The 23,025-nt window shown below is 60.3% G+C and carries 21 protein-coding genes; 7 read left to right on the plus strand and 14 right to left on the minus strand.

The features are described 5' to 3' along the window. Positions 1-212 precede the first annotated feature (212 nt). Entirely contained in the window at positions 213-1,973 is a 1,761-nt protein-coding gene (locus tag IAE39_RS05900; protein ID WP_201200243.1) for a cation:proton antiporter, read from the minus strand. 341 nt (positions 1,974-2,314) lie between these two features. On the opposite strand from IAE39_RS05900, the gene IAE39_RS05905 reads away from it, so the two are divergent. Continuing rightward, positions 2,315-2,800: an acyl-CoA thioesterase gene (locus IAE39_RS05905; protein ID WP_003253263.1), complete on the plus strand. Its 486-nt coding sequence runs from the start codon at positions 2,315-2,317 to the stop codon at positions 2,798-2,800. Here IAE39_RS05905 and pdxY read toward each other — a convergent pair. Next, positions 2,797-3,669, minus strand: a complete 873-nt coding sequence (gene pdxY / locus IAE39_RS05910; protein ID WP_201200245.1) for a pyridoxal kinase PdxY — start codon at positions 3,667-3,669, stop codon at positions 2,797-2,799. The genes IAE39_RS05905 and pdxY overlap by 4 nt on opposite strands. A 121-nt stretch (positions 3,670-3,790) precedes the next feature. Here pdxY and IAE39_RS05915 point away from each other — a divergent pair, with 121 nt between their 5' ends. Continuing rightward, positions 3,791-4,183, plus strand: a complete 393-nt coding sequence (locus IAE39_RS05915; protein ID WP_012274886.1) for a DUF3301 domain-containing protein — start codon at positions 3,791-3,793, stop codon at positions 4,181-4,183. Here IAE39_RS05915 and IAE39_RS05920 read toward each other — a convergent pair whose 3' ends face one another. From IAE39_RS05920 to zigA, 3 genes are read right to left on the minus strand one after another with little or no spacing between them, the layout of a single operon-like run. Next, positions 4,184-5,155, minus strand: a complete 972-nt coding sequence (locus IAE39_RS05920) for a CobW family GTP-binding protein (protein ID WP_201200247.1) — start codon at positions 5,153-5,155, stop codon at positions 4,184-4,186. A 40-nt stretch (positions 5,156-5,195) separates the two neighbouring features. Then, positions 5,196-5,822, minus strand: coding sequence for a DUF1826 domain-containing protein (locus IAE39_RS05925; RefSeq protein WP_201200256.1), 627 nt, complete (start codon positions 5,820-5,822; stop codon positions 5,196-5,198). Continuing rightward, the gene (gene zigA, locus IAE39_RS05930; protein ID WP_201200258.1) at positions 5,819-7,027 is read right to left on the minus strand and encodes a zinc metallochaperone GTPase ZigA; all 1,209 of its coding nucleotides are present in this window, start codon (positions 7,025-7,027) and stop codon (positions 5,819-5,821) included. The genes IAE39_RS05925 and zigA overlap by 4 nt, the downstream gene beginning before the upstream one ends. Before the next feature lie 114 nt (positions 7,028-7,141). Here zigA and IAE39_RS05935 point away from each other — a divergent pair, with 114 nt between their 5' ends. Beyond that, positions 7,142-7,522 (plus strand): glutamine synthetase, encoded by a 381-nt coding sequence (locus IAE39_RS05935; RefSeq protein ID WP_201200260.1) that lies wholly within the window; start codon positions 7,142-7,144, stop codon positions 7,520-7,522. A 25-nt stretch (positions 7,523-7,547) separates the two neighbouring features. Continuing rightward, entirely contained in the window at positions 7,548-8,453 is a 906-nt protein-coding gene (folE2, locus tag IAE39_RS05940) for a GTP cyclohydrolase FolE2 (protein WP_201200262.1), read from the plus strand. On the opposite strand, the gene IAE39_RS05945 is transcribed toward folE2, so the two are convergent. After that, positions 8,437-8,964: a DUF3617 domain-containing protein gene (locus tag IAE39_RS05945; RefSeq protein ID WP_201200264.1), complete on the minus strand. Its 528-nt coding sequence runs from the start codon at positions 8,962-8,964 to the stop codon at positions 8,437-8,439. The genes folE2 and IAE39_RS05945 overlap by 17 nt on opposite strands. A 130-nt stretch (positions 8,965-9,094) precedes the next feature. On the opposite strand from IAE39_RS05945, the gene cls reads away from it, so the two are divergent. After that, the gene (gene cls / locus IAE39_RS05950; RefSeq protein WP_201200266.1) at positions 9,095-10,534 is read left to right on the plus strand and encodes a cardiolipin synthase; all 1,440 of its coding nucleotides are present in this window, start codon (positions 9,095-9,097) and stop codon (positions 10,532-10,534) included. A 214-nt stretch (positions 10,535-10,748) separates the two neighbouring features. Here the strand turns inward: cls and cfaB are convergent, their stop codons facing one another. Continuing rightward, positions 10,749-11,933 (minus strand): C17 cyclopropane fatty acid synthase CfaB, encoded by a 1,185-nt coding sequence (cfaB, locus tag IAE39_RS05955; protein ID WP_201200269.1) that lies wholly within the window; start codon positions 11,931-11,933, stop codon positions 10,749-10,751. A gap of 207 nt (positions 11,934-12,140) precedes the next feature. Here cfaB and lpdA point away from each other — a divergent pair, with 207 nt between their 5' ends. Next, positions 12,141-13,541: a dihydrolipoyl dehydrogenase gene (gene lpdA / locus IAE39_RS05960; protein WP_201200271.1), complete on the plus strand. Its 1,401-nt coding sequence runs from the start codon at positions 12,141-12,143 to the stop codon at positions 13,539-13,541. Between the two features lie 71 nt (positions 13,542-13,612). Next, positions 13,613-14,521: a LysR family transcriptional regulator gene (locus IAE39_RS05965; protein ID WP_201200273.1), complete on the plus strand. Its 909-nt coding sequence runs from the start codon at positions 13,613-13,615 to the stop codon at positions 14,519-14,521. Here IAE39_RS05965 and IAE39_RS05970 read toward each other — a convergent pair. The 7 genes from IAE39_RS05970 to atpD all read right to left on the minus strand — a co-directional run bounded on the left by IAE39_RS05970 (position 14,507) and on the right by atpD (position 23,010). Continuing rightward, complete coding sequence (locus tag IAE39_RS05970; RefSeq protein ID WP_201200275.1) at positions 14,507-15,277, minus strand: substrate-binding domain-containing protein; 771 nt, start codon at positions 15,275-15,277, stop codon at positions 14,507-14,509. The genes IAE39_RS05965 and IAE39_RS05970 overlap by 15 nt on opposite strands. Beyond that, positions 15,274-16,572 (minus strand): MFS transporter, encoded by a 1,299-nt coding sequence (locus tag IAE39_RS05975; protein ID WP_328825530.1) that lies wholly within the window; start codon positions 16,570-16,572, stop codon positions 15,274-15,276. The genes IAE39_RS05970 and IAE39_RS05975 overlap by 4 nt, the downstream gene beginning before the upstream one ends. 186 nt (positions 16,573-16,758) lie before the next feature. Then, on the minus strand, positions 16,759-18,594 hold the full coding sequence (glmS, locus tag IAE39_RS05980; protein ID WP_201200276.1) for a glutamine--fructose-6-phosphate transaminase (isomerizing): 1,836 nt from the start codon (positions 18,592-18,594) through the stop codon (positions 16,759-16,761). Between the two features lie 2 nt (positions 18,595-18,596). Then, complete coding sequence (locus IAE39_RS05985) at positions 18,597-19,373, minus strand: DeoR/GlpR family DNA-binding transcription regulator (protein ID WP_201200277.1); 777 nt, start codon at positions 19,371-19,373, stop codon at positions 18,597-18,599. A gap of 307 nt (positions 19,374-19,680) precedes the next feature. Then, positions 19,681-21,048 (minus strand): bifunctional UDP-N-acetylglucosamine diphosphorylase/glucosamine-1-phosphate N-acetyltransferase GlmU, encoded by a 1,368-nt coding sequence (glmU, locus tag IAE39_RS05990; protein WP_201200278.1) that lies wholly within the window; start codon positions 21,046-21,048, stop codon positions 19,681-19,683. Between the two features lie 121 nt (positions 21,049-21,169). Beyond that, positions 21,170-21,589 (minus strand): F0F1 ATP synthase subunit epsilon, encoded by a 420-nt coding sequence (locus IAE39_RS05995; RefSeq protein ID WP_201200279.1) that lies wholly within the window; start codon positions 21,587-21,589, stop codon positions 21,170-21,172. A gap of 44 nt (positions 21,590-21,633) precedes the next feature. After that, the gene (gene atpD / locus IAE39_RS06000; RefSeq protein ID WP_009684662.1) at positions 21,634-23,010 is read right to left on the minus strand and encodes a F0F1 ATP synthase subunit beta; all 1,377 of its coding nucleotides are present in this window, start codon (positions 23,008-23,010) and stop codon (positions 21,634-21,636) included. Positions 23,011-23,025: the final 15 nt, after the last annotated feature.

The raw sequence follows: 23,025 nt of genomic DNA on the forward strand, positions 1-23,025 counted from the left end.
TGTGTAATTTTGGGGGGGCGGGCGGGGCGGCCCGCCCCCCCCCCCCCCCCGCTCCTACAAAGGCCGTGCATAGTCTGCGACAGGAAAATTTATGGCTTAGTGCCACTAACCTGGCTAAAATCGCCAGGCTTTCTGCGCCTGGCGACATCGCTACCGCTCCATCCCCTCGGACGACGGTGAAATCTTGCGCAGGGAGCGTTACCCCCTCAGCTTCAGTGCGAATTCTCGCGGCTGTTCTCCAGCGTTTCCAGCAAGGCAATCTGCATGCGCGTGTGCACGCGGATGAACCAGCGCCACAACAAAGCCACTACCACCGCAGCCACCACGGCAATCACCAGCAGTAACTCGCTGGTCGGCAGAATGCTCGCCGACAACGCCGACAGCAGCAGGAAAATTACCAACAGCGACAGCAGCGGGATCACTTCGGCGATCACCCGACGCACCCGCTGGGTATGCCGCCCGGCCATTTCCGGCTTCACGCCCATTTCTGCCAGCAGCATCGACAGCGCCTTCAGCTTACGGTATGCGGCAATCAGGAAGGGCAACGACAGCAACAACGCCGCGCCCCAGATAACCGCCTTCTGCTGGCTGGCATCACTGACCCATTCGCTAAGCCAGTTGCCAATGCGCCCGGCAAAGTAGCCACCGCTGAAAAAGATGGCAATTACCAACGCCAGGTTAACCCCCACCTGCAACAGGATGCGCCGGATCATCGCAGCCAGCATGGCACCCTCACCCTGTGGCTGAATGTTGCGCAACCACTCGCCATACAACGACAGCACCCGTGCCAGGCGCCCGGGCACCACGTTGCCCAGTTTCTGCGACAACGGGTCAGCCGCGCGGATCAGGTAGGGTGTGAGCAGTGTGGTGATTGCCGATACGGCGACAGCCACCGGGTAGAGGAAGTCGCTGGTCACCTGCAGGGTCATGCCCAGTGCGGCAATGATGAACGAGAACTCGCCAATCTGCGAAAGCCCCATGCCCACCCGCAGCGAAGTACGCCCGTCATTGCCGGCGATGAACGCGCCCATGCCACAGGACAGCATCTTGCCCAGCACCACCGCCAAGGTAATGACCACGATCGGCCAGGCGTAATCGACCAGTACCTGAGGGTCGATCATCAGGCCGATGGCGACGAAGAAGATGGCGCTGAACAAGTCGCGTACCGGCTCGATCAAGCGCTCGATCTTCAGCAACTGGCGCGATTCGGCCATGATTGCGCCGATCAGGAAGGCCCCCAGCACCATGCTGTATTCCAGCTTCACCACCAGCAGGCAGAAGCCGAAGCACAGGCCCAGCACGGTAATCAGCAGCATCTCGTTGCTTTCGAACTTGGCCACATAGGCCAGCAACCGCGGCACCAGCAAAATGCCAATGACCAGGGCGACGATCATGAACAGCGACAGCTTGCCGACAGTGGAAAACACTTCGCCCGAACTGACCGTGCCGCTGACGGCGATGCCCGAGAGCAAGGCGATGATGCCGATGCCAAGGATGTCCTCGACAATGAGCACGCCGAAGATCAGCTGGGCAAAACGCTCGTTCTTCATCTTCAGGTCGTTAAGCGCCTTGACGATGATGGTGGTCGAGGAGATGGCCAGGATGGCACCGAGGAACAGCGAATCCATGGTGTTCCAGCCGAACCAGCGGCCGATCTCGAAGCCGATCCAGATCATCAGCACGATTTCGAGGAACGCCGCGATGAAGGCCGTGGCCCCCACCTTGAACAGCTTGCGCAGGCTGAACTCGAGCCCCAGGCAGAACATCAGGAAGATCACCCCCAGTTCGGCGAGGGTCTTGATGGTGTCTTCGTCGTGGATCAGGCCGAACGGCGGGGTGTGTGGGCCGATAATGAAGCCAGCGACAATGTAGCCCAGTACCACCGGCTGTTTCAGACGGTGAAAAAGAATGGTGACCACGCCAGCGACCAGCATGATGACTGCCAGGTCCTGGATGAAGCTGATGGCATGCATGGCGTGATACTCCTTTTCTCGTCTTTTTATGAATGCCTGGACAGACCGCTCCTCTGCCGGGGCAAACCTGAGCGAGCAGCAAGTACATACTGTATTGAATGCACGATGGCCCATGTTGCATGGGCGTACTCAGGTTAACATCGCGCTCAGCCGCAAAAAGCCGGTGCAATATGCAGAAACAGATCGGCTGGAAAAGCGCCGCTGATGGCATGATCAGCGTGACGATAGCGCCTCAGCCAACGTCCCGTATCAGCAAGGCAAAATCAAAGAGGGGAACAGAAGTGTCAGCAGATAACGCCCTCCATTCGCCCGATTCAGCGCAACCTAACCGTGAGCACACTATGGAACCTGGAAACGCCCAGCTGAGCATGACCGTCCTGATGACCCCGGACATGGCCAACTTTTCTGGCAACGTACATGGCGGCACCCTGCTCAAGTACCTCGACGAAGTGGCTTACGCGTGCGCCAGCCGCTATGCCGGCAGCTATGTGGTGACGTTGTCTGTCGACCAGGTGATCTTCCGCGAACCGGTACATGTGGGAGAGCTGGTGACCTTTCTGGCGTCAGTCAACTACACCGGCAACACGTCGATGGAAGTCGGCATCAAGGTGGTGACAGAAAACATCCGCGAGCGCTCGGTGCGCCATTCCAACAGCTGTTTCTTCACCATGGTCGCGGTCGACGACAACCGCCGCCCGGTGCCGGTGCCGCCACGCCAGCCGCACAGCAGCGAGGAAAAACGCCGCTTCCTGCAGGGCCAGCAGCGCCGCCAGATCCGTCAGGAACTGGAAAAGCGCTACCAGGACCTGAAAACCGACGCCATTTAAAACGCCAGCAACTGCGCTTCGAAGCGCACCCGTGGGTGGGCGATGCGATCCTGGGCCCGTACCAACTGCAGCTCGTAGCTGGCGCAGGCCTGGGTTTCCAGCAGCACTTCGTGTACCGCTGCGGCAGTGAACTCGAAGGCCTGCACCCAATTGTCGCCGAGCAGCACGCGGGCCAGGAACAGCCCGGAAGTCAGGTCACCCACCCCCACTGGCTGGCGCGGGAACGCCAGCAGCGGGCGGCGCAGGTGCCAGCTGTGCTCGGCAGTTACCAGCAGCATTTCGAATTGGTCCTCGTCACGCCCGGGGTAGGCCAGGTGCTTGACCAGCACCACCTGAGGCCCACGTTGCAACAGGCTGCGTGCCATGCCCACGCAATCCTCCAATGACTGCGCGTGGCGGCCGCAGAAACTGTCCAGCTCCAGCTGGTTGGGGCACAGGATATCCGCCTGGGTGGCGGCCTCGTCGAGCAAAAACTCGCTGACTTCCGGTGGCACGATACAACCTTTTTCAGGGTGCCCCATGACCGGATCGCACAGGTATAGCGCCTTTGGGTTTACCGCCTTGATCCGCTCGACGCCGGCCAGGATTGCCCGGCCTTGTTCAGCACTGCCCAGGTAGCCGGAAAGCACCGCATCGCAGTGGCCCAGTTCGCCGATGTTGGAAATACCTTCCACCAACGCAGGAATTTGCGCTGGGGCAAGCACTTCACCTGCCCACTGGCCATACTGTGTGTGATTGGAGAACTGCACGGTATTGAGCGGCCAGACATTGACCCCGATACGCTGCATGGGAAACACCGCGGCGCTGTTGCCGGCGTGGCCGAACACCACATGGGACTGAATGGCGAGCAGGTGCGGGGTACGTTTCATGCGGGAGGTTTCCAAAGCGGTTTCAAAGGATTGTGCGCAACGCAGTATGAACTCGATTGCCACCTGTACGACAGGCCAGGGACGCAGTTAAGCTGGATCTACCTGTTTGGAGCATATGCAAATGTTGACCCTGGAGAACCTCTTCGTCCTGATGCTGGTAGCCACGGCAGGCGCCTGGTTGTGGCACAACCATGGCTTGCGCGAAAAAGCCCTGGAACGGGTCAAACAGCATTGCGCCAAACTCGACCTCGAGTTGCTCGACGACGCTGTGGCGCTCAAGCGCATCGCCTTCGTGCGGGATGCCAACGGCCGCAAGCGCCTGGCTCGCATTTATGCCTTCGAGTTCACCGTCACTGGCGAACAACGCCACCCCGGCACTGTTACCCAGTTCGGCGCGCACAGCGTGCAAATCGAACTGGCACCCTACCCGTTCGAAATCAAGACCCCGCCGCGCGCCGATAACGTTATCGAAATGCAGCAGTGGCGCCAGGAACATAACCGCTGGCGCAACTGATCAGCTGACGCGGCACTCGCTCAACCCGGCTTGCAGTGCGGGTTGAGGCTGCGGCTGATCGAAAATCAGCTCGATACGGGTGTCCCTGCGCCAGTCGCTGGGCTGCCAAGCGGGCATTTCCCCATCAAGCCCGTTAAATGACTGCCATCCCTCCACACTGTGGATAACTCCCTTGGCGCGACGCCAGGGCCATGCGTGCAAAAACGCCTGGAGCCGCTGTGGATAAAACCGCTCGCCGGGGTGCCAGCGCCACCCAATACTCCAACCTCCCTCACCCTGTTGGGCAAGGCAAATCGGCTGACTGGGGTCTGTCCATAGCAAAGCCGGGGCGCTCGCAGGATTGTCGACAATCCTGACATCGCGAAATGGGCTGTCAACAATCTGCCGAGCCGCCGTCGGCAGGCCTGAAAAGGCTAGCTCTCCCTGCACAGTCCAGGTGATAACCTTGTTTTTAAATTTATTAGTTATCAACAACTTAGTTGATTCATCCACAGCTTCAGACTTGTTGAAAACCACCCTTTCGCAAGCATCGAATGCCTGCTGTTGAGCGTCCGGAAGTGGCTGGTTTCGAACCATGGCTTGAGCATCCAAAACCATCAGTAAAGGCTGAATTGTCAGCACTCCAGCCCACGGGGCTTGTTGCAGTTGCGCCAATAGCTGCAAGGGGTGGCCCAACCCGGAGGGCTCGATGAACAACCGGTCAGGCCGGAATTTGCGCAGCAAACGGCCTAGCCCCACCTGGAACGGCATACCGTTGACGCAGCACAGGCAGCCGCCAGCAACCTCGCCAATGGCGATGCCGTCTTCATCGCGGCTGAGCAAAGCCGCATCCAGACCTACCAGGCCAAATTCGTTGATCAGTACCGCCCAACGTTCATTGGCCGGGCGCTGGGCCAGCAAATGGCGGATAAGGGTGGTTTTGCCGGCACCCAATGGGCCGGCAATTACATGGGTGGGGATGTTCTGCAGCATGGGCGGGGCTTCGACGAGGGTGATGGCTCACTATGCGCCGTCAGGCAAGCCAGTCAAGGCTGAGCAACAACCGCCCCTGCTGGCCCGAAGGCGAACGGTGAACCAGCCCTGCACCTTCGTTACCCTGCCACTTCTCACCCTTGAGCACGGCAACATCGCCGGCTTGCAGATGCTGGACGTTATCCACAGAGGATTCTGCTGTGGGTAACTCCCCTTGTGGGCTAGCCTGCTCCTGCAACCACTCGCTTCCTGGGCCAACATAGGTGGTGAGCAGCCGCAATGGCACGTTATCCACATGGAAGCGCGGGCACATGGGGCCACCCAGTACCCGTAGCCGCAAGCCGACCCGGCGCGCGCCCACCAGGCAGGTGTAGGCCGCCACCAGCCATGTCACATCGGCAACAAAAGACTCGTAACCCTGCAGGTCCGCTGCTTCGCGCAGCAGATCAGGCAATATTGGCGGGCGCTGCTCATCCACCTCGATAACTCGCTGATCAGCCAACGGCTGGCCAAGGCTGATCACCAGTGCGGCAAAGTCTTCCAACTGTGCCGGCAAGCGCCGACGCCATACCGCCAGATTCACGCCATCCTGCAGCACTTCGGTCAGTACTTGTGGGTTCTCGCCGAATACCTGAAAGATATCCACAGGGCGATGGGCCAAGTTCATACTGCCACTTCCTCGTGCCACGGGCCGAACGGATCGGGCAGGCGCAGCCAACCCATGTGCCCCAGGTCCATTTCTTCATCCGTCAACAGGCAGGCATCCAAGGCTGTGGATAGTTTTTCGAAGTCGATATTCTGACCAATGAACACCAGCTCTTGCCGGCAGTCGCCGGTCTCCGCGGTCCAGTGTTTCAAGATCGCACTGGTGTTATCCACATCCTGTGGCCACTGATCACGCGGCACGAAGCGCCACCAGCGACCAGCCAGGCCATGACGCATCATGCCACCTGCTTGCGACCAGCTGCCGGCTTCCTGATATTTGCTCGCCAGCCAGAAAAAGCCTTTGGAACGCAGCAAGCGTCCATTACTCCAGTGGCTGTGGATAAAGTCGAAAAAGCGCTGTGGATGAAGCGGTCGTCGTGCCAACCAGGTGGTGGCCGCGATGCCGTACTCTTCGGTTTCCGGTACATGTTCACCGCGCAGCTCCTGCAGCCAGCCCGGCGCTTGGGCTGCCTGGTCGAAGTCGAACAAGCCGGTATCGAGAATGCGCGCCAGCGGCACCTGACCCATCACCATGGGCACGATCTGCGCCCGTGCATTGAGGCTGCGCAAAATGGCGGTGAGTTCTTCACGCTCATGCTGGCTGATAAGGTCGATCTTGCTCAGCAGCAGCACATCGGCGAATTCGACCTGCTCGATCAGCAGGTCGCTGATCGAGCGTTCGTCTTCCTCGCCCAAGGTTTCACCGCGGCTGGCCAGGCTGTCTGCGGCCTGGTAATCGCGCAGGAAGTTAAGGCCATCAACCACGGTGACCATGGTGTCAAGCCGCGCCATGTCGGACAGGCTGCGGCCTTGCTCATCACGAAAGGTGAAGGTCTCGGCTACCGGCAGGGGCTCCGAGATACCCGTGGACTCGATGAGCAGATAATCGAATCGTCCCTCCTCGGCCAGCCGCGCCACTTCTTCGAGCAGGTCTTCACGCAGCGTGCAGCAGATGCAGCCGTTGCTCATCTCGACCAGTTTCTCTTCAGCGCGGTTAAGGCTGACATTGCGCTGCACCTCACTGGCGTCGATGTTGATTTCACTCATGTCGTTGACGATTACCGCAACTCGCAGGTTGTCGCGATTACGCAGCACATGGTTGAGCAAGGTGCTTTTGCCGGCGCCCAGGAAGCCGGACAGCACGGTGACAGGGAGACGATTGAGCATGGCGAACCTCTTCAGGCAGACGCATTCGAAACGATGCATTGCACAATGTTATAAAGTAACAATACAATTTCGCCAAGCCGTTCTCGACGGACGCGTGCTCACTGGGGATGAATCATGAAGCTTTTTCGTGCCATGGCGGTGCTGCTACTCGCCATGCCCACCACGCTGTTCGCCATGCCACAAGGCAGTGCATTGGCGCTGTGTACCCGCAGCGCAACGCTGCTCGCTTGCCAGGATGGCAAGGGCAATTACTACAGCGTGCGCACCGAGGGCAGCACGTTCTACCTGCGCGGCTACGACTTCAACAGCCGGCGCCTGTGGGCACAAACCAACAGCCGTTATGGCTCGTTGACCTTTTTTACCGGCCTGGCCAGTGATGGCGAGGCCTGGGTGGGTTACAGCCGCCGCGTTGGCTGGACCACTTTGAACCGCGTATCCAGTTCCAGCGGGCAGCGCTTCAACCTGCATTGCAGCTTGATCGGTGGTTGCCGCTGAGGCCCCTTTTTGTGTGGAAAGACAAATGACCCAGCTCCAGCTCCCCGACATCGCTGCACAAACCCAGGAATACACCTTGCCGTTGAACTGGGTGGGGATGTGCGGCATTGCCCTGCCTGTGCAATTTGAAGGGCGCACCGCCGCTGCAAAAGTCGATGCTGGAGTCAGCCTGGTCGATGGCAGCTCACGCGGCATCCACATGTCGCGGCTTTACCTAGCCTTGGAATCACTGGAAAACCAGCCCCTCACACCGCTAGCGATCCGGCAGCTTTTATCCGGTTTTCTCAGCAGCCACGAAGGGCTTTCGTCTGCGGCCTATCTGAGCCTCAGCTTTGAGCATTTATTAAAAAGGCCTGCCTTGATCAGCCCCTTGGCGGGGTGGAAAAGCTATGCCGTAAGAGTCGATGCAAGAATCGAAAATGAAATGTTCCACGTGGAACTATCCGTTTCCGTACCTTACTCGTCGACCTGCCCATGCTCGGCGGCACTTGCTCGGCAGTTGATTCAACAGCAATTTCAGGCGCATTTCACCGAACAGCAGGTCGAAAAAACTGCAGTCCTGGATTGGCTTGGCACGGCCGAAGGCATTGTCGCCACCCCGCATAGCCAACGCAGTAACGCGCAAATCCAGGTACGGTTACGCAACAACCAGCACGTATTGCCCATTACCGAACTGATCGACTGCATTGAGGCCAGCCTCGGAACGGCGGTGCAGACTGCAGTGAAACGCGCAGACGAACAGGCCTTTGCCTTGGCCAATGGGCAGAACCTGATGTTCTGTGAAGATGCCGCTCGACGCCTGCACAAGACGCTGCGACAAATAGAATGGAGTACAGCTTTCAAGCTGCGTGTGGAACATGCAGAAAGCCTGCATGCCCACGACGCTGTTGCCACCAGCCAGTGGCAATGGGATTTCAACTGCGCGGTTTGACCGTGCCGCAGTCGCTACCCACCCACACTGCCCGGGTGTTCATGCTGCCTTGCTGCTGTACACCCGAGGCATTGAACGTACCACTGACCTGGGTGGTGAACTCCCGATCGCTAAGAAAGGTCGCCTGACCACTACCCTGCGCCTTCGGGCAGCTGAACTGGAACTTCCATACGTTCCCGGTCCGGTCGGTAATTTTCTGAGTACAACCTGACTTCGGGTCCTGCAGCGGGATGTCATTGGTTGCAACCTGCTCGGGTGTCAGGCACGAGCGCACGCCGTTGCCGCCAACCGTCACCCCTTGTTTGGCCAACGCCCCTTCCATCATTGCGCGCTGTTCCGGCGGCAGGTTCTTCAGCTGGCTGAGCATGAACGCCATGTCGGGCAGCGGCTTGCCATCGACCTGCATGTTGCTGGTGGTCAGCTCCCACAAACCGGGCTGGAGCATCTGGGCATGCACCAGCGGGCTGCTCAAAGCCAGGGCCAGCGCCAACAGTGGCAGACGAATCTTCATGGGTGAACGCTCCTGGAAAAACCGGCCAAGGGGGCCGGGCTGAGCCTTAGACGCCAAATCCACCTACTGGTTGCAAGGCGGACCGGGAAGTGTTCTGTTAGCTCAAGTGTATATGGCAAGCAGGATGCATATGGATTACCACAGCCCCTACTTCTTTGGTTACCTACTCGGTCTGGTACATCTGCTGGGTATCGTCGCCGCACTGCACGCGCTGTTCACCGTGCGGACTGCCCAAGGTGCCATTGCCTGGGCCATGCCCTTGTTCTTCATCCCCTACCTTACCTTGATCCCCTACCTGATCTTTGGCGCCCGCTCGTTCTATGCCTACATCAAGGCACGGCGCCAGGCCAACCAGGAAATGCACGTGGCCATGGCCAACCTCAACTGGCGTCCCTGGGTAGAAGAAGCGCTCACCGCCCGCGAGTCGGAAAGCTACGCAGCCTTGCGCGCCATGCCCAAACTGGGGCGTATGCCATGCCTGGCGAACAACCAGGTGAAGCTGCTGATCAATGGCAAGGCCACCTTCGATGCCATCTTCGCTGCTATCGAAAAAGCCCGCGATGTGGTGCTGGTGCAATTCTTCATCATCCATGACGACAACCTGGGCAAGGCACTGCAGCAATTGTTATTGCGCAAAGCCGCCGAAGGGGTGCAGGTGTTCGTGCTGTACGACCGCGTCGGCAGCCACGCCTTGCCTGCCAGCTACAGCCAACAGTTGCGCGATGGCGGCGTGCAGATCCATGCCTTCGCTACCCGTCGGGGCTGGTTCAACCGCTTCCAGGTGAATTTCCGCAACCATCGCAAGATTGTGGTGGTGGATGGCCTGCTCGGCTTCATAGGCGGCCACAACGTGGGGGATGAATACCTGGGTGAACACCCGCAGCTGTCACCCTGGCGCGACACCCATGTACAGATCAACGGGCCGGTGCTGGCTTGCCTGCAGGAGTCGTTCGCCGAAGACTGGTACTGGGCTACGCGCCAGCTGCCACCGCTGATCCTGCCCGATACCTATCCGGACAACGGCGTGTTGTGCCAAGCCTTGGCCAGTGGCCCGGCCGACCCGCAGGAAACCTGCTCGCTTTTCTTCCTTGAAGCCATCCACTCGGCCACCCGCAGGGTATGGATCACCAGCCCGTACTTCATCCCGGACGAGGCAGTGTTCGCCGCCCTGCGCCTGGCGGTATTGCGTGGGGTGGATGTGCGGGTGCTGATTCCGTCACGGCCTGACCACCGCATTGTCTATGCTGCCTCCAGCTTGTTCGCCTTCGAAGCGGTACGTGCAGGCGTGCGCATGTTCCGTTACCAGCCGGGCTTCCTGCACCAGAAGGTGGTGCTGGTGGATGACGATGTCAGCGCGATTGGCAGTGCCAACCTGGACAACCGTTCGTTCCGCCTGAACTTCGAGATCACCCTGCTGACCGTCGACCGTGGCTTCGCCGACCAAGTCGAGCAGATGCTGAATGATGACTTTGAACAGGCACGGGAAATTACGGCTGAGGACAGCCGCGATACCCACCGGCTGCAGCAGTTGGGGATGCGCATTGCGCGGCTTATTTCCCCGATTCTGTAACAACCCACTTTCACTCAGGCCCATGTAGGAGCGCATCTGCCTAAGGCCTGCACAGTACCTGTGGGAGCGGGTTCACCCGCAAAGAATCCAACTCGGTACATGGCACCGGCTGTGCCGGTGTTCGCGGCTGAAGCCGCTCCCACAGAGATTGCGCCAGCTTTCAGATTTTGAACAAGACAGTTGATCCCACAGGGTATGGGTTAACCTGCGGGTTTCAGCGGTAGAGATCTTCCCGCGTCCAGGGCAGATCATGGTGCCCATCGGCATACGGCTTAACCGCCAGAATCTGGTGCAGGTTGATCCAGCCCTTCTGGAAGGCATAGGCACACCCAGCGAGGTACAAGCGCCAGATTCGCAGGGTCTTCTCGGGCACCAGCGCCGCCGCCTTGTGCAGCTGGTTTTCCAGGTTCTCGCTCCAGTGGTGCAGTGTCTTGGCGTAGTGCAGGCGCAGGCTTTCCACGTCTACCACTTCCAAGCCCGCTTCACAGATACTGGCACTGATCATCGACAGGTGCGGCAACTCGCCATGGGGGAACACGTAACGATCGATGAATTCGCCCGCGCCGCGCCCAACGGGTCGACCGTCGATATGCTTGGCGGTGATGCCGTGGTTCATCACCACGCCCCCTGCCCTCACCGCACCAAAAAGCTTCTGGCAATAGAGCGCCAGATTGGCATGCCCGACATGCTCGAACATACCCACGCTGACCACCTTGTCGAAGCGGCCGTCTTGAGGCAGGTCGCGGTAATCCAGAATCTGCAGATCGACCTTGTCGCCCAGGCCCTCCGCCTTGACGCGTGCGCGGCCGAGCTTGAGCTGCTCTTTGCTCAGGGTGATACCGAACACCTTGGCGCCATACTCACGCGCAGCAAAACGCGCCAAACCACCCCAGCCACAACCCACATCGAGCAGGTACTCGCCCGCGTCCAACCGCAGCTTGCGGCACAGGTGATCGAACTTGTCCTGCTGCGCCTGATCAAGCGTGTTGTCGGGCTCGCGGAAGTATGCGCAGGAGTAGGCCATGTCCTGATCCAGCCACAGCTGATAGAACTCATTGGACACATCGTAGTGATAAGAGATGGCCTGGGCATCGGTGCTCTTGTCATGGGACAACCGCTGCGGCGGCGTTTCTACTTCGCCCGCCAGTAAGGCTTCACTCAGCTCATCGCAAACGCGAATGGCCTCACCGATGTCGCCTTCCAGCTCCAGCTTGCCTTCAACGAATGCAGTACCCAGCTGATCCATGCTCGGGTGGGTCAACTGGCTGATCAACTGGGGCTCTTTCACCAGTATGGTGACCTGTGGGCTAGGCCCGAGATCGAAGTGGTTACCGTCCCAAAGTTTCAGCCGCAGCGGCAGATGCAAGCTCTGCAGTGCCGGTGGAAGTTGCGCAAGCATGAACGACCCTCCTATCCGTATATGGCCACGACGCCTGATATTTCGAACGTCGCCGGATCAGAGTAGTTCATTCGTGGGATGTTTCCTCTAAACAAGACCATGGTCTAGAACCAACTGATCTTATCCACACAGTCGATTGTATACAATTTCCGCATCTCAGCTTAACCTTGTGCCCCTCTCGCGCTTCTACATCCTGGAGTTGAACCCATGAAATCCTATGACGTGGTGATCATCGGCGGTGGCCCTGGCGGCTACAACGCAGCCATCCGCGCTGGCCAGTTGGGCCTGAGCGTCGCTTGCGTGGAGGGCCGCTCGACCTTGGGCGGCACCTGTCTCAACGTGGGCTGCATGCCGTCCAAGGCACTGTTGCATGCTTCCGAACTGTACGAAGCAGCCAGCGGTGAAGAGTTCGCCCACCTCGGCATCGAAGTGAAACCTACCCTCAACCTCGCCCAGATGATGAAACAGAAGGACGAGAGCGTGACCGGCCTGACCAAGGGCATCGAGTACCTGTTCCGCAAGAACAAGGTCGACTGGATCAAGGGCTGGGGCCGCCTGGACGGCGTCGGCAAGGTCGTGGTCAAGGCCGAGGACGGTAGCGAAACCACGCTGCAGGGCAAGGACATCGTCATTGCCACCGGCTCCGAGCCCACCCCGCTGCCGGGCGTTACCATCGATAATCAGCGCATCATCGATTCGACCGGCGCGCTGTCGCTGCCGCAAGTGCCCAAGCACCTGGTCGTCATCGGTGCCGGCGTGATCGGCCTCGAGCTGGGTTCGGTATGGCGTCGCCTGGGTAGCCAGGTTACGGTCATCGAATACCTCGACCGCATTTGCCCGGGCACCGACACGGAAACCGCCAAGACCTTGCAGAAAGCTCTGGCCAAGCAAGGCATGGTATTCAAGCTGGGTAGCAAAGTGACGCAGGCCACCGCCAGTGCCGACGGCGTGAACCTGACGCTGGAGCCTGCCGCCGGCGACACGGCTGAATCACTGCAAGCCGATTACGTGCTGGTAGCAATCGGCCGCCGCCCTTATACCAAAGGGCTCAACCTTGAAAGCGTGGGCCTGGAAACCGACAAGCGCGGCATGCTCGTTAACGAGCACCACCGCACTTCCGTGCCAGGGGTTTGGGTAATTGGGGACGTCACTTCCGGGCCGATGCTGGCGCACAAGGCCGAAGACGAAGCGGTGGCCTGCATCGAGCGCATCGCCGGCAAGCCGCACGAGGTCAACTACAACCTCATCCCTGGCGTGATCTATACCCGCCCGGAACTGGCCACGGTAGGCAAGACCGAAGAGCAGCTCAAGGCCGAAGGCCGTGCCTACAAGGTTGGCAAGTTCCCTTTCACCGCCAACAGCCGTGCCAAGATCAACCATGAGACCGAAGGCTTCGCCAAGGTCATCGCCGATGCCGAAACCGATGAAGTGCTCGGCGTGCATCTGGTGGGCCCAAGCGTCAGCGAGATGATCGGTGAGTTCTGCGTGGCCATGGAGTTCTCGGCCTCGGCAGAAGATATCGCTCTCACCTGCCACCCCCACCCTACCCGCTCCGAAGCCTTGCGCCAGGCAGCAATGAATGTGGATGGCATGGCCATGCAGATCTGATGCTGCTAGCTCCGCCGGTTTTTTCGAAATACCATTGATGCACGCTTTCGATCAAACCAGCGGAGCCTTGGGTGAGCATCAATTTCGACCTGAACGACTTGCAGGCCTTCCGCGCCGTGGTCGAACAAGGCAGCTTCCGCCGCGCTGCGGATACCATCCGCATCACCCAGTCGGCCTTGAGCCGGCGCATTGAAAAGCTGGAATCAGCGCTTGGCGTGAAGCTGCTTGAACGCACCACGCGCAAGGTGTCGCTCACCAACCTTGGGCGCGCCTTCCTGCCCCAGGTCGAACGCCTGCTCGACGACCTGGACCTGGCCTTGCTCAGCGTCGGCGACGGGGGTGCGCTGCGCACCGGTTCCCTGACTATCGCCTGCGTACCTTCAGCTGCTTATTATTTCATGCCCCACGCGATCCGCGCCTTTCACTCGCAGTACCCGAAGGTGCGCATCAACCTGCACGACGCCTCTGCCAATGAAGTCAGCGCCGCCGTGGCCTCAGGCGAAGCCGACTTCGGCCTGAGCTTCACCGGCAACCTCGCCCCGGAAATCGAATTCAGTGTCTTGCTCGAAGAGCGCTATGTCATCGCCTGCCGGCAGGACCACCCGCTGGCCGGGCAAACGCAGGTGACCTGGGCACAAGCCTACGCGCATGACTACATCACATTGGGCAAATCATCAGGTAACCGCCTGGTGCTGGACCGGGCGCTGGCCGGGATGCCCGTCAGCAAGAACAGCGTGTGCGAGGCCAGGCACGTGACGACCCTGCTGGGGCTTATCGAAGCCGGCCTGGGTATCGCCGCGGTTCCGTCGATTGCCTTGCCGATGACGCCGCACCCCATACTCGCCAGCGTTGCACTGGTCGAGCCGGAGGTCACCCGCAAAATGGGCTTGCTCAAGCGCCGCGGCCGCACACTGACGCCCGCAGCACTTGAAATGATAAGGCTGATTCGTGAGCTGCCCGGGGTACTACCGGGCGACTGAGTCCAGACCGGTAGCCCGCACGGCGGGTTGCACGTCGGGGGAAGCCAGGTAGTTCAGCAACTGCCTGGCCTCGGCAGGGTGCCGGGCGTTTTTCGGTATGCCGGCAGCGAAGCGGGTGACCGACTGCAAGCTTTCTGGAATCTTGCCAACGTAAGTGACGCCCGGCACCGGCAGCAGTTCGGCAACCTGCTGGAAGCCCAGCTGGTAGTTGCCCTTAGCGACCTGCGCCGCCACCGGTACCCGCTCAACCATGGTGCTCTTGCCCGCCAGCTGGTCGTGGATACCCAACTTTTTGTACAGCTGGTTCTCGATGTACACACCGCTTGCGCTGTCCGAGTAGGCCACCGATGTGGCTGCGAGCAACGTCTGCTTCAACTCGGCGGCGGTGCCGATTGCCGGTTTGGCCTGCCCTTCCCGGACCACCAGGCCAATGCGCGAATCGGCCAGTTCTACCCGCGATGCCGGATCGACCTTGCCCTGGCGAATCAGCTCATCCAGCGCGTAGCCAACCATGATGACCACATCAGCGTGCTCACCCCGTGCCAAGCGATTGGGAATGGCCTCGGCGGCCTTGCCCATGGACGGGCCCAGGACCGTGACCAACGTATCACCGCTGCGGGCTGCATACTGCGGCCCAAGCTGCTTGTAGGCGGCCGTGAAGCCACCCGAGGTCATCACCGTAAGTTCGGCCGCCTGGGCAAGGCCAGCGCCGGCCAGCAAGGCAGCACACAGCAAAGCACCGATCGAACGCTTCATGCGGCCACCGCTGCACGGCAGGCCAATCGACGGTACAGCACCCAGGTAGCGACGAACGCACAGAACGCGGCAAACATGAGCCAGTACGCAGGGGCAGCCTTGTCACCGGTTGCGTGGATCATCCAGGTCGAGATGGCAGGGGTAAAGCCGCCGAAGATGGCAGTTGCCAAGCTGTACGCCAGCGAGAAGCCGGCTACCCGCACTTCCACGGGCATGATTTCGGTCAGCGCCGGGATCATCGCACCGTTGTACAGGCCATAAAGGAACGAGAACCACAGCAGCACTTCGAGCATGTGCCCAAAGCTTGGTGTCTGCGCCAGAAACGACAGTGCAGGATACGCCGTGAGCACGGTCAGCAGCGACATCGCGGCGAGCAGCGGCTTGCGCCCGAAGCGGTCGCTGAGCATGCCACCGATGGGCAGCCAGACGAAATTCGACACCCCCACCAGCAAGGTCACGATCAGCGCATCGCTGGTACTCAGTTGCAGCACGGTCTTGCCGAAGGTCGGGGCATACACGGTGATCATGTAGAAGGCAGTGGTGGTCATCGCCACCATCAGCATGCCGAGCAACACCACGCTGGCGTTGTCGAACAGGGTGGCCAACACCTGCTTCATGCTCGGTCGATGCTTGCGGGCGGTGAATTCTTCGGTTTCCTGAAGATTGCGGCGCAACAGGAAGATCATCGGGATGATCAGGCAGCCCAGGGCGAACGGTACGCGCCAGCCCCACTGGGCGATCTCGGCGGCACTCAGCCACTGGTTGAGGGCAAACCCGAGCGCTGCGGCGACGACAATCGCCACCTGCTGACTGGCGGACTGCCAACTGGCATAGAAGCCTTTATGCCCAGGGGTTGCCATTTCTGCCAGGTAAACCGACACACCGCCAAGTTCGGCACCGGCGGAAAAGCCCTGCAGCAAACGCCCTAGCAGCACCAGTGCCGGCGCCCATAGCCCAATGCTGGCGTAGCCGGGCACCAGCACGATCAGCAGTGTCCCGCTGGCCATGATCGCCAAGGTCACGATCAGCCCTTTACGGCGGCCGACATCATCGATGTAGGCACCCAGGATCACCGCCCCCAGCGGACGCATGAGGAAGCCTGCGCCAAAGGCTGCGAAGGTCATCATCAGCGAGGCGAACTCGTTGGATGCCGGGAAGAATGCGGCGGCGATATGGGTGGCATAGAAGCCGAACAGGAAGAAATCGAACTGTTCGAGGAAGTTTCCGGATGTTACCCGAAAGACCATCCCGGCCCTGGACTTAACCGCAGGCAGCGAATGTGACGGCAGACTCATTGGTGGATCTCCAGCGTTTCTTGAAATTTGTAAGTGCTTGTTGCTGGAATGATCGGGCAAAGTCGCGCTGGGGATAATCGTTGAATTCTCATCAATTGATGCGCGGGTGCGATCAATAATGCGCTGAAACAAAAAAGCGGCTGCTGGCATCACTGCCGGCAGCCGCTCTTGATAGGTGCGAATCGCTTATTCGACTGTCACCGACTTTGCCAGGTTACGCGGCTGGTCCACGTCAGTGCCCTTGAGCACGGCCACGTAGTACGACAGCAGCTGCAGCGGAATGGTGTACAAAATCGGCGCCAGTGCATCGGCAATGTGCGGCACCTTGATCACGTGGGTGCCTTCGCCATTGCTCATGCCAGCCTGCTCGTCGGCGAACACCACCAGCTCGCCACCGCGCGCACGGACTTCCTGCAGGTTGGACTTCAGCTTTTCCAGCAGTTCGTTGTTCGGCGCAACGGTAACCACCGGCATGTCGTTGTCCACCAGTGCCAACGGGCCGTGCTTCAGCTCGCCCGCCGGGTAGGCTTCGGCGTGGATATAGGAGATTTCCTTCAGCTTGAGTGCACCTTCCATCGCTACCGGGTACTGCGCACCACGGCCAAGGAACAGGGTGTGGTGCTTGTCGGCGAACAGCTCGGCGATTTTCTCGACCGTGGCGTCCATGGCCAGGGCTTCGCCCAGGCGGGTCGGCAGGCGACGCAGCTCTTCAACCAGCTCGGCTTCGACACCCGCTTCCAGCGTGCCGCGCACCTGGCCCAAGGCCAGGGTCAGCAGCATCAGCGAAACCAGCTGGGTGGTGAAGGCCTTGGTCGAGGCCACGCCAATTTCCGGGCCAGCCAAAGTCAGCAGGGTCAGGTCCGATTCACGCACCAGCGAACTGATGCCCACGTTGCAGATCGCCAGGCTGCCGAGGAAGCCCAGCTCCTTGGCGTTGCGCAGTGCGGCGAGGGTGTCCGCGGTTTCGCCAGATTGCGAGATGGAAACAAACAGGGTGTCCGGCTGGACCACTACCTTGCGGTAACGGAACTCGCTGGCCACTTCGACTTGGCACGGGATGCCAGCCAGGCTTTCCAGCCAGTAACGGGCGACCATGCCGGCATGGTAGCTAGTGCCACAGGCAACGATCTGCACGTTACGCACTTTGGCGAACAGCTCTGCAGCCTGTGGACCGAAAGCCTGGACCAGGACATGGTCCTTACCCAGGCGGCCTTCCAGGGTGCGCTGAACCACGGTTGGCTGCTCGTGAATTTCCTTGAGCATGAAGTGGCGGTAGTTACCCTTGTCTGCCGCCTCGGCACCTTCGTGGTACTGCACGGTTTCGCGCTGTACCTGGTGGCCGGCCTGATCCCAGATGGTGACCTGGTCACGGCGGATTTCAGCGATGTCGCCCTCTTCCAGGTACATGAAGCGGTCGGTGACCTGGCGCAATGCCAACTGGTCGGAGGCCAGGAAGTTCTCGCCCAGGCCCAGGCCGATCACCAGCGGGCTGCCGCTGCGTGCGGCTACCAGGCGGTCAGGCTGCTTGGCGCTGATAAGTGCCAGACCATAGGCGCCATGCAGGCGCTTTACCGCGGCCTTCAGGGCATCGGCAAGGTCCGGAATGCTCTTCAGGGTGTGGTGGATCAGGTGGACAATGACTTCAGTGTCGGTCTGCGACGTGAAGACATAACCCAGGCCCTTCAGCTCTTCGCGCAACTCTTCGTGGTTCTCGATGATGCCGTTATGCACCACAGCCACTTCATTGCCCGAGAAATGCGGGTGGGCGTTGCCTTCGGTCGGTGCACCATGGGTAGCCCAGCGGGTGTGGGCGATGCCCAGCTGGCCGGCCAGGGGGTCAGCAGCAACTGCAGCTTGCAGTTCGCTGACCTTGCCGATGCGGCGGCGGCGCTGCAGCTCACCGTTCTGGGTGAGCACGGCCAGGCCGGCGCTGTCGTAGCCGCGGTATTCAAGACGCTTGAGGCCTTCGATCAGGATGGCGGTGATATTACGCTCGGCGACGGCGCCAACGATTCCACACATAATTATTGCTCCTGGCTGATCGCGGCGCAGATCAGGTTTATGCCGCGGGCTTGAATGTGTTCGCGTGCCGCTGCGGGCAGGCGTTCATCTGTGATAAGGGTGTGTACGCTGCCCCACGGCAGCTCAAGGTTGGGGATCTTGCGCCCGACCTTGTCCGACTCGACCATCACGATCACTTCGCGGGCGACTTCAGCCATGACCCGGCTCAGCCCGAGCAGCTCGTTGAAGGTGGTAGTACCCCGGCCGAGGTCGATGCCGTCGGCACCGATGAACAGCTGGTCGAAATCGTAGGAGCGTAGTACCTGCTCGGCGACCTGGCCCTGGAACGATTCCGAATGCGGGTCCCAGGTACCACCGGTCATCAGCAGTACCGGCTCGTGTTCAAGGTCGCAGATGGCCCGGGCCACATTCAGCGAGTTGGTCATCACCACCAGGCCAGGCTGGCGCCCCAGTTCCGGGATCATCGCTGCCGTGGTGCTGCCACTGTCGATGATGATGCGCGCATGCTCACGGATACGCCCCACGGCCGCGCGGGCGATAGCCTTCTTGTAGGAAGACACCGGCTGGGCGGGTTCACCGAGCAACTCCTGCGGCACTGGCACTGCACCGCCGTAGCGGCGCAGCAACAGGCCGTTGGTTTCCAGGGCGGCCAGGTCTTTGCGAATGGTCACTTCCGAGGTTGCGAAACGCTTGGCCAAGGCATCCACGCTCACCTCGCCCTGCTCACTGAGCAAGGCCAGGATGTTGTGCCGACGTTGGGGGGTATTTCGTTTCGACATGAGCAGTTAAGTTTCGATTCGAAAGATAATGGTTGCAATCAAAACCTAAGATGGGCGATTCGTCAAGCTGTGGATAAATATTCGCGACAACCTTGTCCTTTGTGGGAGCGGGTTTACCCGCGAAGAATGCGGCACGGTGATGGCACCGGCTTCGCCGGTGTTCGCGGGTGAACCCGCTCCCACAGGGGATAGCGTCGGAGTCTGGAAATTGAGCAAGGCAGTTAATCCCTGGGGGTAGGTGGTCAACCAATAAAAAAGCCGACTTATTCACATAAGTCGGCTTTCGATTGAAACAGCTGTGAATAACTCAGCTCTTCTTGATCTTCTCCGGCCGCTTCCAGCCGGGGATGTTGCGCTGGCGCGCACGCGCCACGGCCAGGTCACCCGCCTCGACGGTCTGGGTAATGGTCGAACCGGCAGCCGTGGTCGCACCGGCCTGGATTTCCACAGGCGCCACCAGCGAGTTGTTCGAGCCGATGAACACGTCCTCGCCCATCACGGTCTTGAACTTGTTGGCGCCATCGTAGTTGCAGGTGATGGTGCCGGCACCGATGTTGGTGCGCGCCCCAATCTCCGCATCGCCCAGGTAGGTCAGGTGGCCGGCCTTGGCGCCTTCACCCAGGTGGGCGTTCTTCAGTTCCACGAAGTTACCCACATGGGCCTTGGCCTCCAGCACGCTGCCCGGACGCAGGCGGGCGAACGGGCCGGCATCGCTGCCCTCGCCCATCACGGCACCTTCCAGATGGCTGTTGGCCTTGACCACCGCGCCCTTGCGCAGGGTGGTGTTCTTGATCACGCAGTTGGGGCCAATCTGTACATCGTCCTCGATGACCACCTTGCCTTCGAGAATCACGTTGATGTCGATCAGCACATCACGGCCAACGGTGACCTCGCCGCGAACATCGAAGCGCGCCGGGTCACGCAAGGTCACACCCTGGGCCATCAGGCGACGGCCTTCACGCAGCTGGTAGTGACGCTCCAGCTCGGACAACTGGCGACGGTCGTTGGCGCCCTGCACTTCCATCGGGTCGTGTGGCTGCTCGGTAGCCACCACCAGGCCATCAGACACTGCCATGGCGATGACATCGGTCAGGTAATACTCGCCCTGGGCGTTGTTGTTCGACAGGCGGCCCATCCAGTCAGCCAAGCGTGCAGCCGGCAGCGCCAGAATACCGGTGTTGCCTTCCTTGATGGCTTTCTGCGCGTCATTGGCGTCCTTGTGCTCAACGATGGCAGTGACCTTGCCCTGTGCGTCGCGGACGATGCGGCCATAGCCGGTCGGGTCGTCGAGGGTAACGGTGAGCAGGCCCAGCTGCTTGTCGTTGACGTTGGCCAGCAAGCGCTGCAGGGTTTCCACTTCGATCAGTGGCACGTCGCCGTAAAGCACCAGCACGGTGTCGGCGGTCAGCGCCGGCAGTGCCTGGGCAACCGCATGGCCAGTCCCCAGTTGCTTGTCCTGCATGACGAAGTTCAGGTCGTCAGCGGCCAGGCGCTCGCGGACCAGCTCGGCGCCATGGCCGATAACCACATGGATACCTTGCGGCTGGAGCTGGCGCGCGCTGTGGATAACATGGCCGAGCATGGAGTTGCCGGCGACCGGGTGCAGTACTTTGGGCAGCGCCGAGCGCATGCGGGTACCTTGGCCGGCGGCAAGAATTACGATATCGAGTGACATTACTGGCTACCAATCCTGGGCGGTCAGCTACGTGACCAAAATAGAAATGCAGAAAAAGAAAAAGGGTAGCCGAGGCTACCCTTTAACTCAATCGCAACGGAAGTACCTGGCCTAAGCCGGATTACTTGCCTCTGCGCAATTGCTGGACAGTACGCAGCTGAGCTGCAGCCTCGGCCAGACGTGCGGCAGCTGCGCCGTAGTCGAAGTCCGAGCCTTTAGTGTTCAGCGCGTTCTCGGCAGCCTTGAGGGCTTCCTGAGCCTGAGCTTCGTCCAGGTCGGCAGCACGTTGCACGGTGTCGGCAAGGACCTTCACCATGTTCGGCTGCACTTCGAGGAAGCCACCGGAGATGTAGAACACCTCTTGAGTGCCACCCTGCTTGGTCAGCGTAATCGGACCTGGCTTGAGATTGGTGATCAGCGGCGCGTGGCCTGGAGCGATACCCAGATCGCCCAGGTTGCCGTGCGCTACTACCATCTCGACCAGGCCGGAGAAGATTTCCCCTTCCGCACTGACGATGTCGCAATGGACTGTCATAGCCATCTGCTTGCCTCAACCTGATTAGCGCCCCTTGCGGGGCGCCGGGATTACAGTTTCTTGGCTTTCTCGATCGCTTCGTCGATGCTGCCGACCATGTAGAACGCTTGTTCTGGCAGGTGGTCGTAGTCACCTTTGAGGATGCCGCTGAAGCCAGCGATGGTGTCCTTCAGGGAAACGTACTTGCCTGGCGAGCCGGTGAAGACTTCGGCCACGAAGAACGGCTGCGACAGGAAGCGCTGGATCTTACGAGCGCGGGCTACCAGTTGCTTGTCGCTTTCGGACAGTTCGTCCATACCCAGGATCGCGATGATGTCTTTCAGCTCTTTGTAGCGCTGCAGAACATACTGAACGCCACGAGCGGTCTCGTAGTGCTCGTTGCCGATCACGTTCGGGTCCAGCTGGCGCGAAGTCGAGTCCAGTGGGTCGACCGCCGGGTAGATACCCAGGGAGGCGATGTCACGGGACAGAACGACGGTGGCGTCCAAGTGGGCGAAGGTGGTCGCTGGCGACGGGTCGGTCAGGTCGTCCGCAGGTACGTATACGGCCTGGACGGAGGTGATCGAACCTTCCTTGGTGGAGGTGATGCGCTCTTGCAGAACGCCCATCTCTTCAGCCAGGGTCGGCTGGTAACCTACTGCCGAAGGCATACGGCCCAGCAGAGCGGATACTTCAGTACCGGCCAGGGTGTAACGATAGATGTTGTCGACGAACAGCAGAACGTCGTTACCTTCGTCACGGAACTTCTCAGCCATGGTCAGGCCGGTCAGCGCTACGCGCAGACGGTTTCCTGGTGGCTCGTTCATCTGACCGTAGACCAGCGCTACCTTGTCGAGAACGTTGGAGTCCTTCATCTCGTGGTAGAAGTCGTTACCCTCACGAGTACGCTCACCCACACCAGCGAACACGGAGTAACCGCTGTGTTCCATGGCGATGTTACGGATCAGTTCCATCATGTTTACGGTCTTGCCGACACCGGCACCACCGAACAGACCAACTTTACCACCCTTGGCGAACGGGCAAACCAGGTCGATAACCTTGATGCCGGTTTCCAGCAGGTCGTTGCCGCCTGCCTGGTCAGCGAACGAAGGCGCTGGCTGGTGGATACCGCGACGCTCTTCTTCGCCGATCGGGCCGGCTTCGTCGATTGGGTTGCCCAATACGTCCATGATACGGCCCAGAGTGGCCTTACCAACTGGAACGGAAATGGCAGCGCCAGTGTCGACGACATCCAGACCGCGCTTCAGGCCTTCGGTCGAGCCCATCGCAATGGTACGAACCACGCCGTCGCCCAGCTGCTGCTGAACTTCCAGGGTGGTTTCCGCGCCTTGTACTTTCAGCGCGTTGTAAACACTCGGCACGACGTCACGTGGGAATTCCACGTCGATGACGGCGCCGATGATTTGAACGATACGTCCGCTACTCATAGCTGGATCCTCTGA

The sequence above is a fragment of the Pseudomonas sp. S37 genome, from assembly GCF_016658545.1.
Taxonomy (GTDB): Bacteria; Pseudomonadota; Gammaproteobacteria; order Pseudomonadales; family Pseudomonadaceae; genus Aquipseudomonas.

Excerpts from the sequence above, each read along its gene's own strand:
- IAE39_RS05900 (WP_201200243.1), bottom strand. The coding sequence starts at position 1,973 with ATGCATGCCATCAGCTTCATCCAGGACCTGGCAGTCATCATGCTGGTC.
- IAE39_RS05905 (WP_003253263.1), top strand. The coding sequence starts at position 2,315 with ATGGAACCTGGAAACGCCCAGCTGAGCATGACCGTCCTGATGACCCCG.
- pdxY (WP_201200245.1), bottom strand. The coding sequence starts at position 3,669 with ATGAAACGTACCCCGCACCTGCTCGCCATTCAGTCCCATGTGGTGTTC.
- IAE39_RS05915 (WP_012274886.1), top strand. The coding sequence starts at position 3,791 with ATGTTGACCCTGGAGAACCTCTTCGTCCTGATGCTGGTAGCCACGGCA.
- IAE39_RS05920 (WP_201200247.1), bottom strand. The coding sequence starts at position 5,155 with ATGCTGCAGAACATCCCCACCCATGTAATTGCCGGCCCATTGGGTGCC.
- IAE39_RS05925 (WP_201200256.1), bottom strand. The coding sequence starts at position 5,822 with ATGAACTTGGCCCATCGCCCTGTGGATATCTTTCAGGTATTCGGCGAG.
- zigA (WP_201200258.1), bottom strand. The coding sequence starts at position 7,027 with ATGCTCAATCGTCTCCCTGTCACCGTGCTGTCCGGCTTCCTGGGCGCC.
- IAE39_RS05935 (WP_201200260.1), top strand. The coding sequence starts at position 7,142 with ATGAAGCTTTTTCGTGCCATGGCGGTGCTGCTACTCGCCATGCCCACC.
- folE2 (WP_201200262.1), top strand. The coding sequence starts at position 7,548 with ATGACCCAGCTCCAGCTCCCCGACATCGCTGCACAAACCCAGGAATAC.
- IAE39_RS05945 (WP_201200264.1), bottom strand. The coding sequence starts at position 8,964 with ATGAAGATTCGTCTGCCACTGTTGGCGCTGGCCCTGGCTTTGAGCAGC.
- cls (WP_201200266.1), top strand. The coding sequence starts at position 9,095 with ATGGATTACCACAGCCCCTACTTCTTTGGTTACCTACTCGGTCTGGTA.
- cfaB (WP_201200269.1), bottom strand. The coding sequence starts at position 11,933 with ATGCTTGCGCAACTTCCACCGGCACTGCAGAGCTTGCATCTGCCGCTG.
- lpdA (WP_201200271.1), top strand. The coding sequence starts at position 12,141 with ATGAAATCCTATGACGTGGTGATCATCGGCGGTGGCCCTGGCGGCTAC.
- IAE39_RS05970 (WP_201200275.1), bottom strand. The coding sequence starts at position 15,277 with ATGAAGCGTTCGATCGGTGCTTTGCTGTGTGCTGCCTTGCTGGCCGGC.
- IAE39_RS05975 (WP_328825530.1), bottom strand. The coding sequence starts at position 16,572 with ATGAGTCTGCCGTCACATTCGCTGCCTGCGGTTAAGTCCAGGGCCGGG.
- glmS (WP_201200276.1), bottom strand. The coding sequence starts at position 18,594 with ATGTGTGGAATCGTTGGCGCCGTCGCCGAGCGTAATATCACCGCCATC.
- IAE39_RS05985 (WP_201200277.1), bottom strand. The coding sequence starts at position 19,373 with ATGTCGAAACGAAATACCCCCCAACGTCGGCACAACATCCTGGCCTTG.
- glmU (WP_201200278.1), bottom strand. The coding sequence starts at position 21,048 with ATGTCACTCGATATCGTAATTCTTGCCGCCGGCCAAGGTACCCGCATG.
- IAE39_RS05995 (WP_201200279.1), bottom strand. The coding sequence starts at position 21,589 with ATGGCTATGACAGTCCATTGCGACATCGTCAGTGCGGAAGGGGAAATC.
- atpD (WP_009684662.1), bottom strand. The coding sequence starts at position 23,010 with ATGAGTAGCGGACGTATCGTTCAAATCATCGGCGCCGTCATCGACGTG.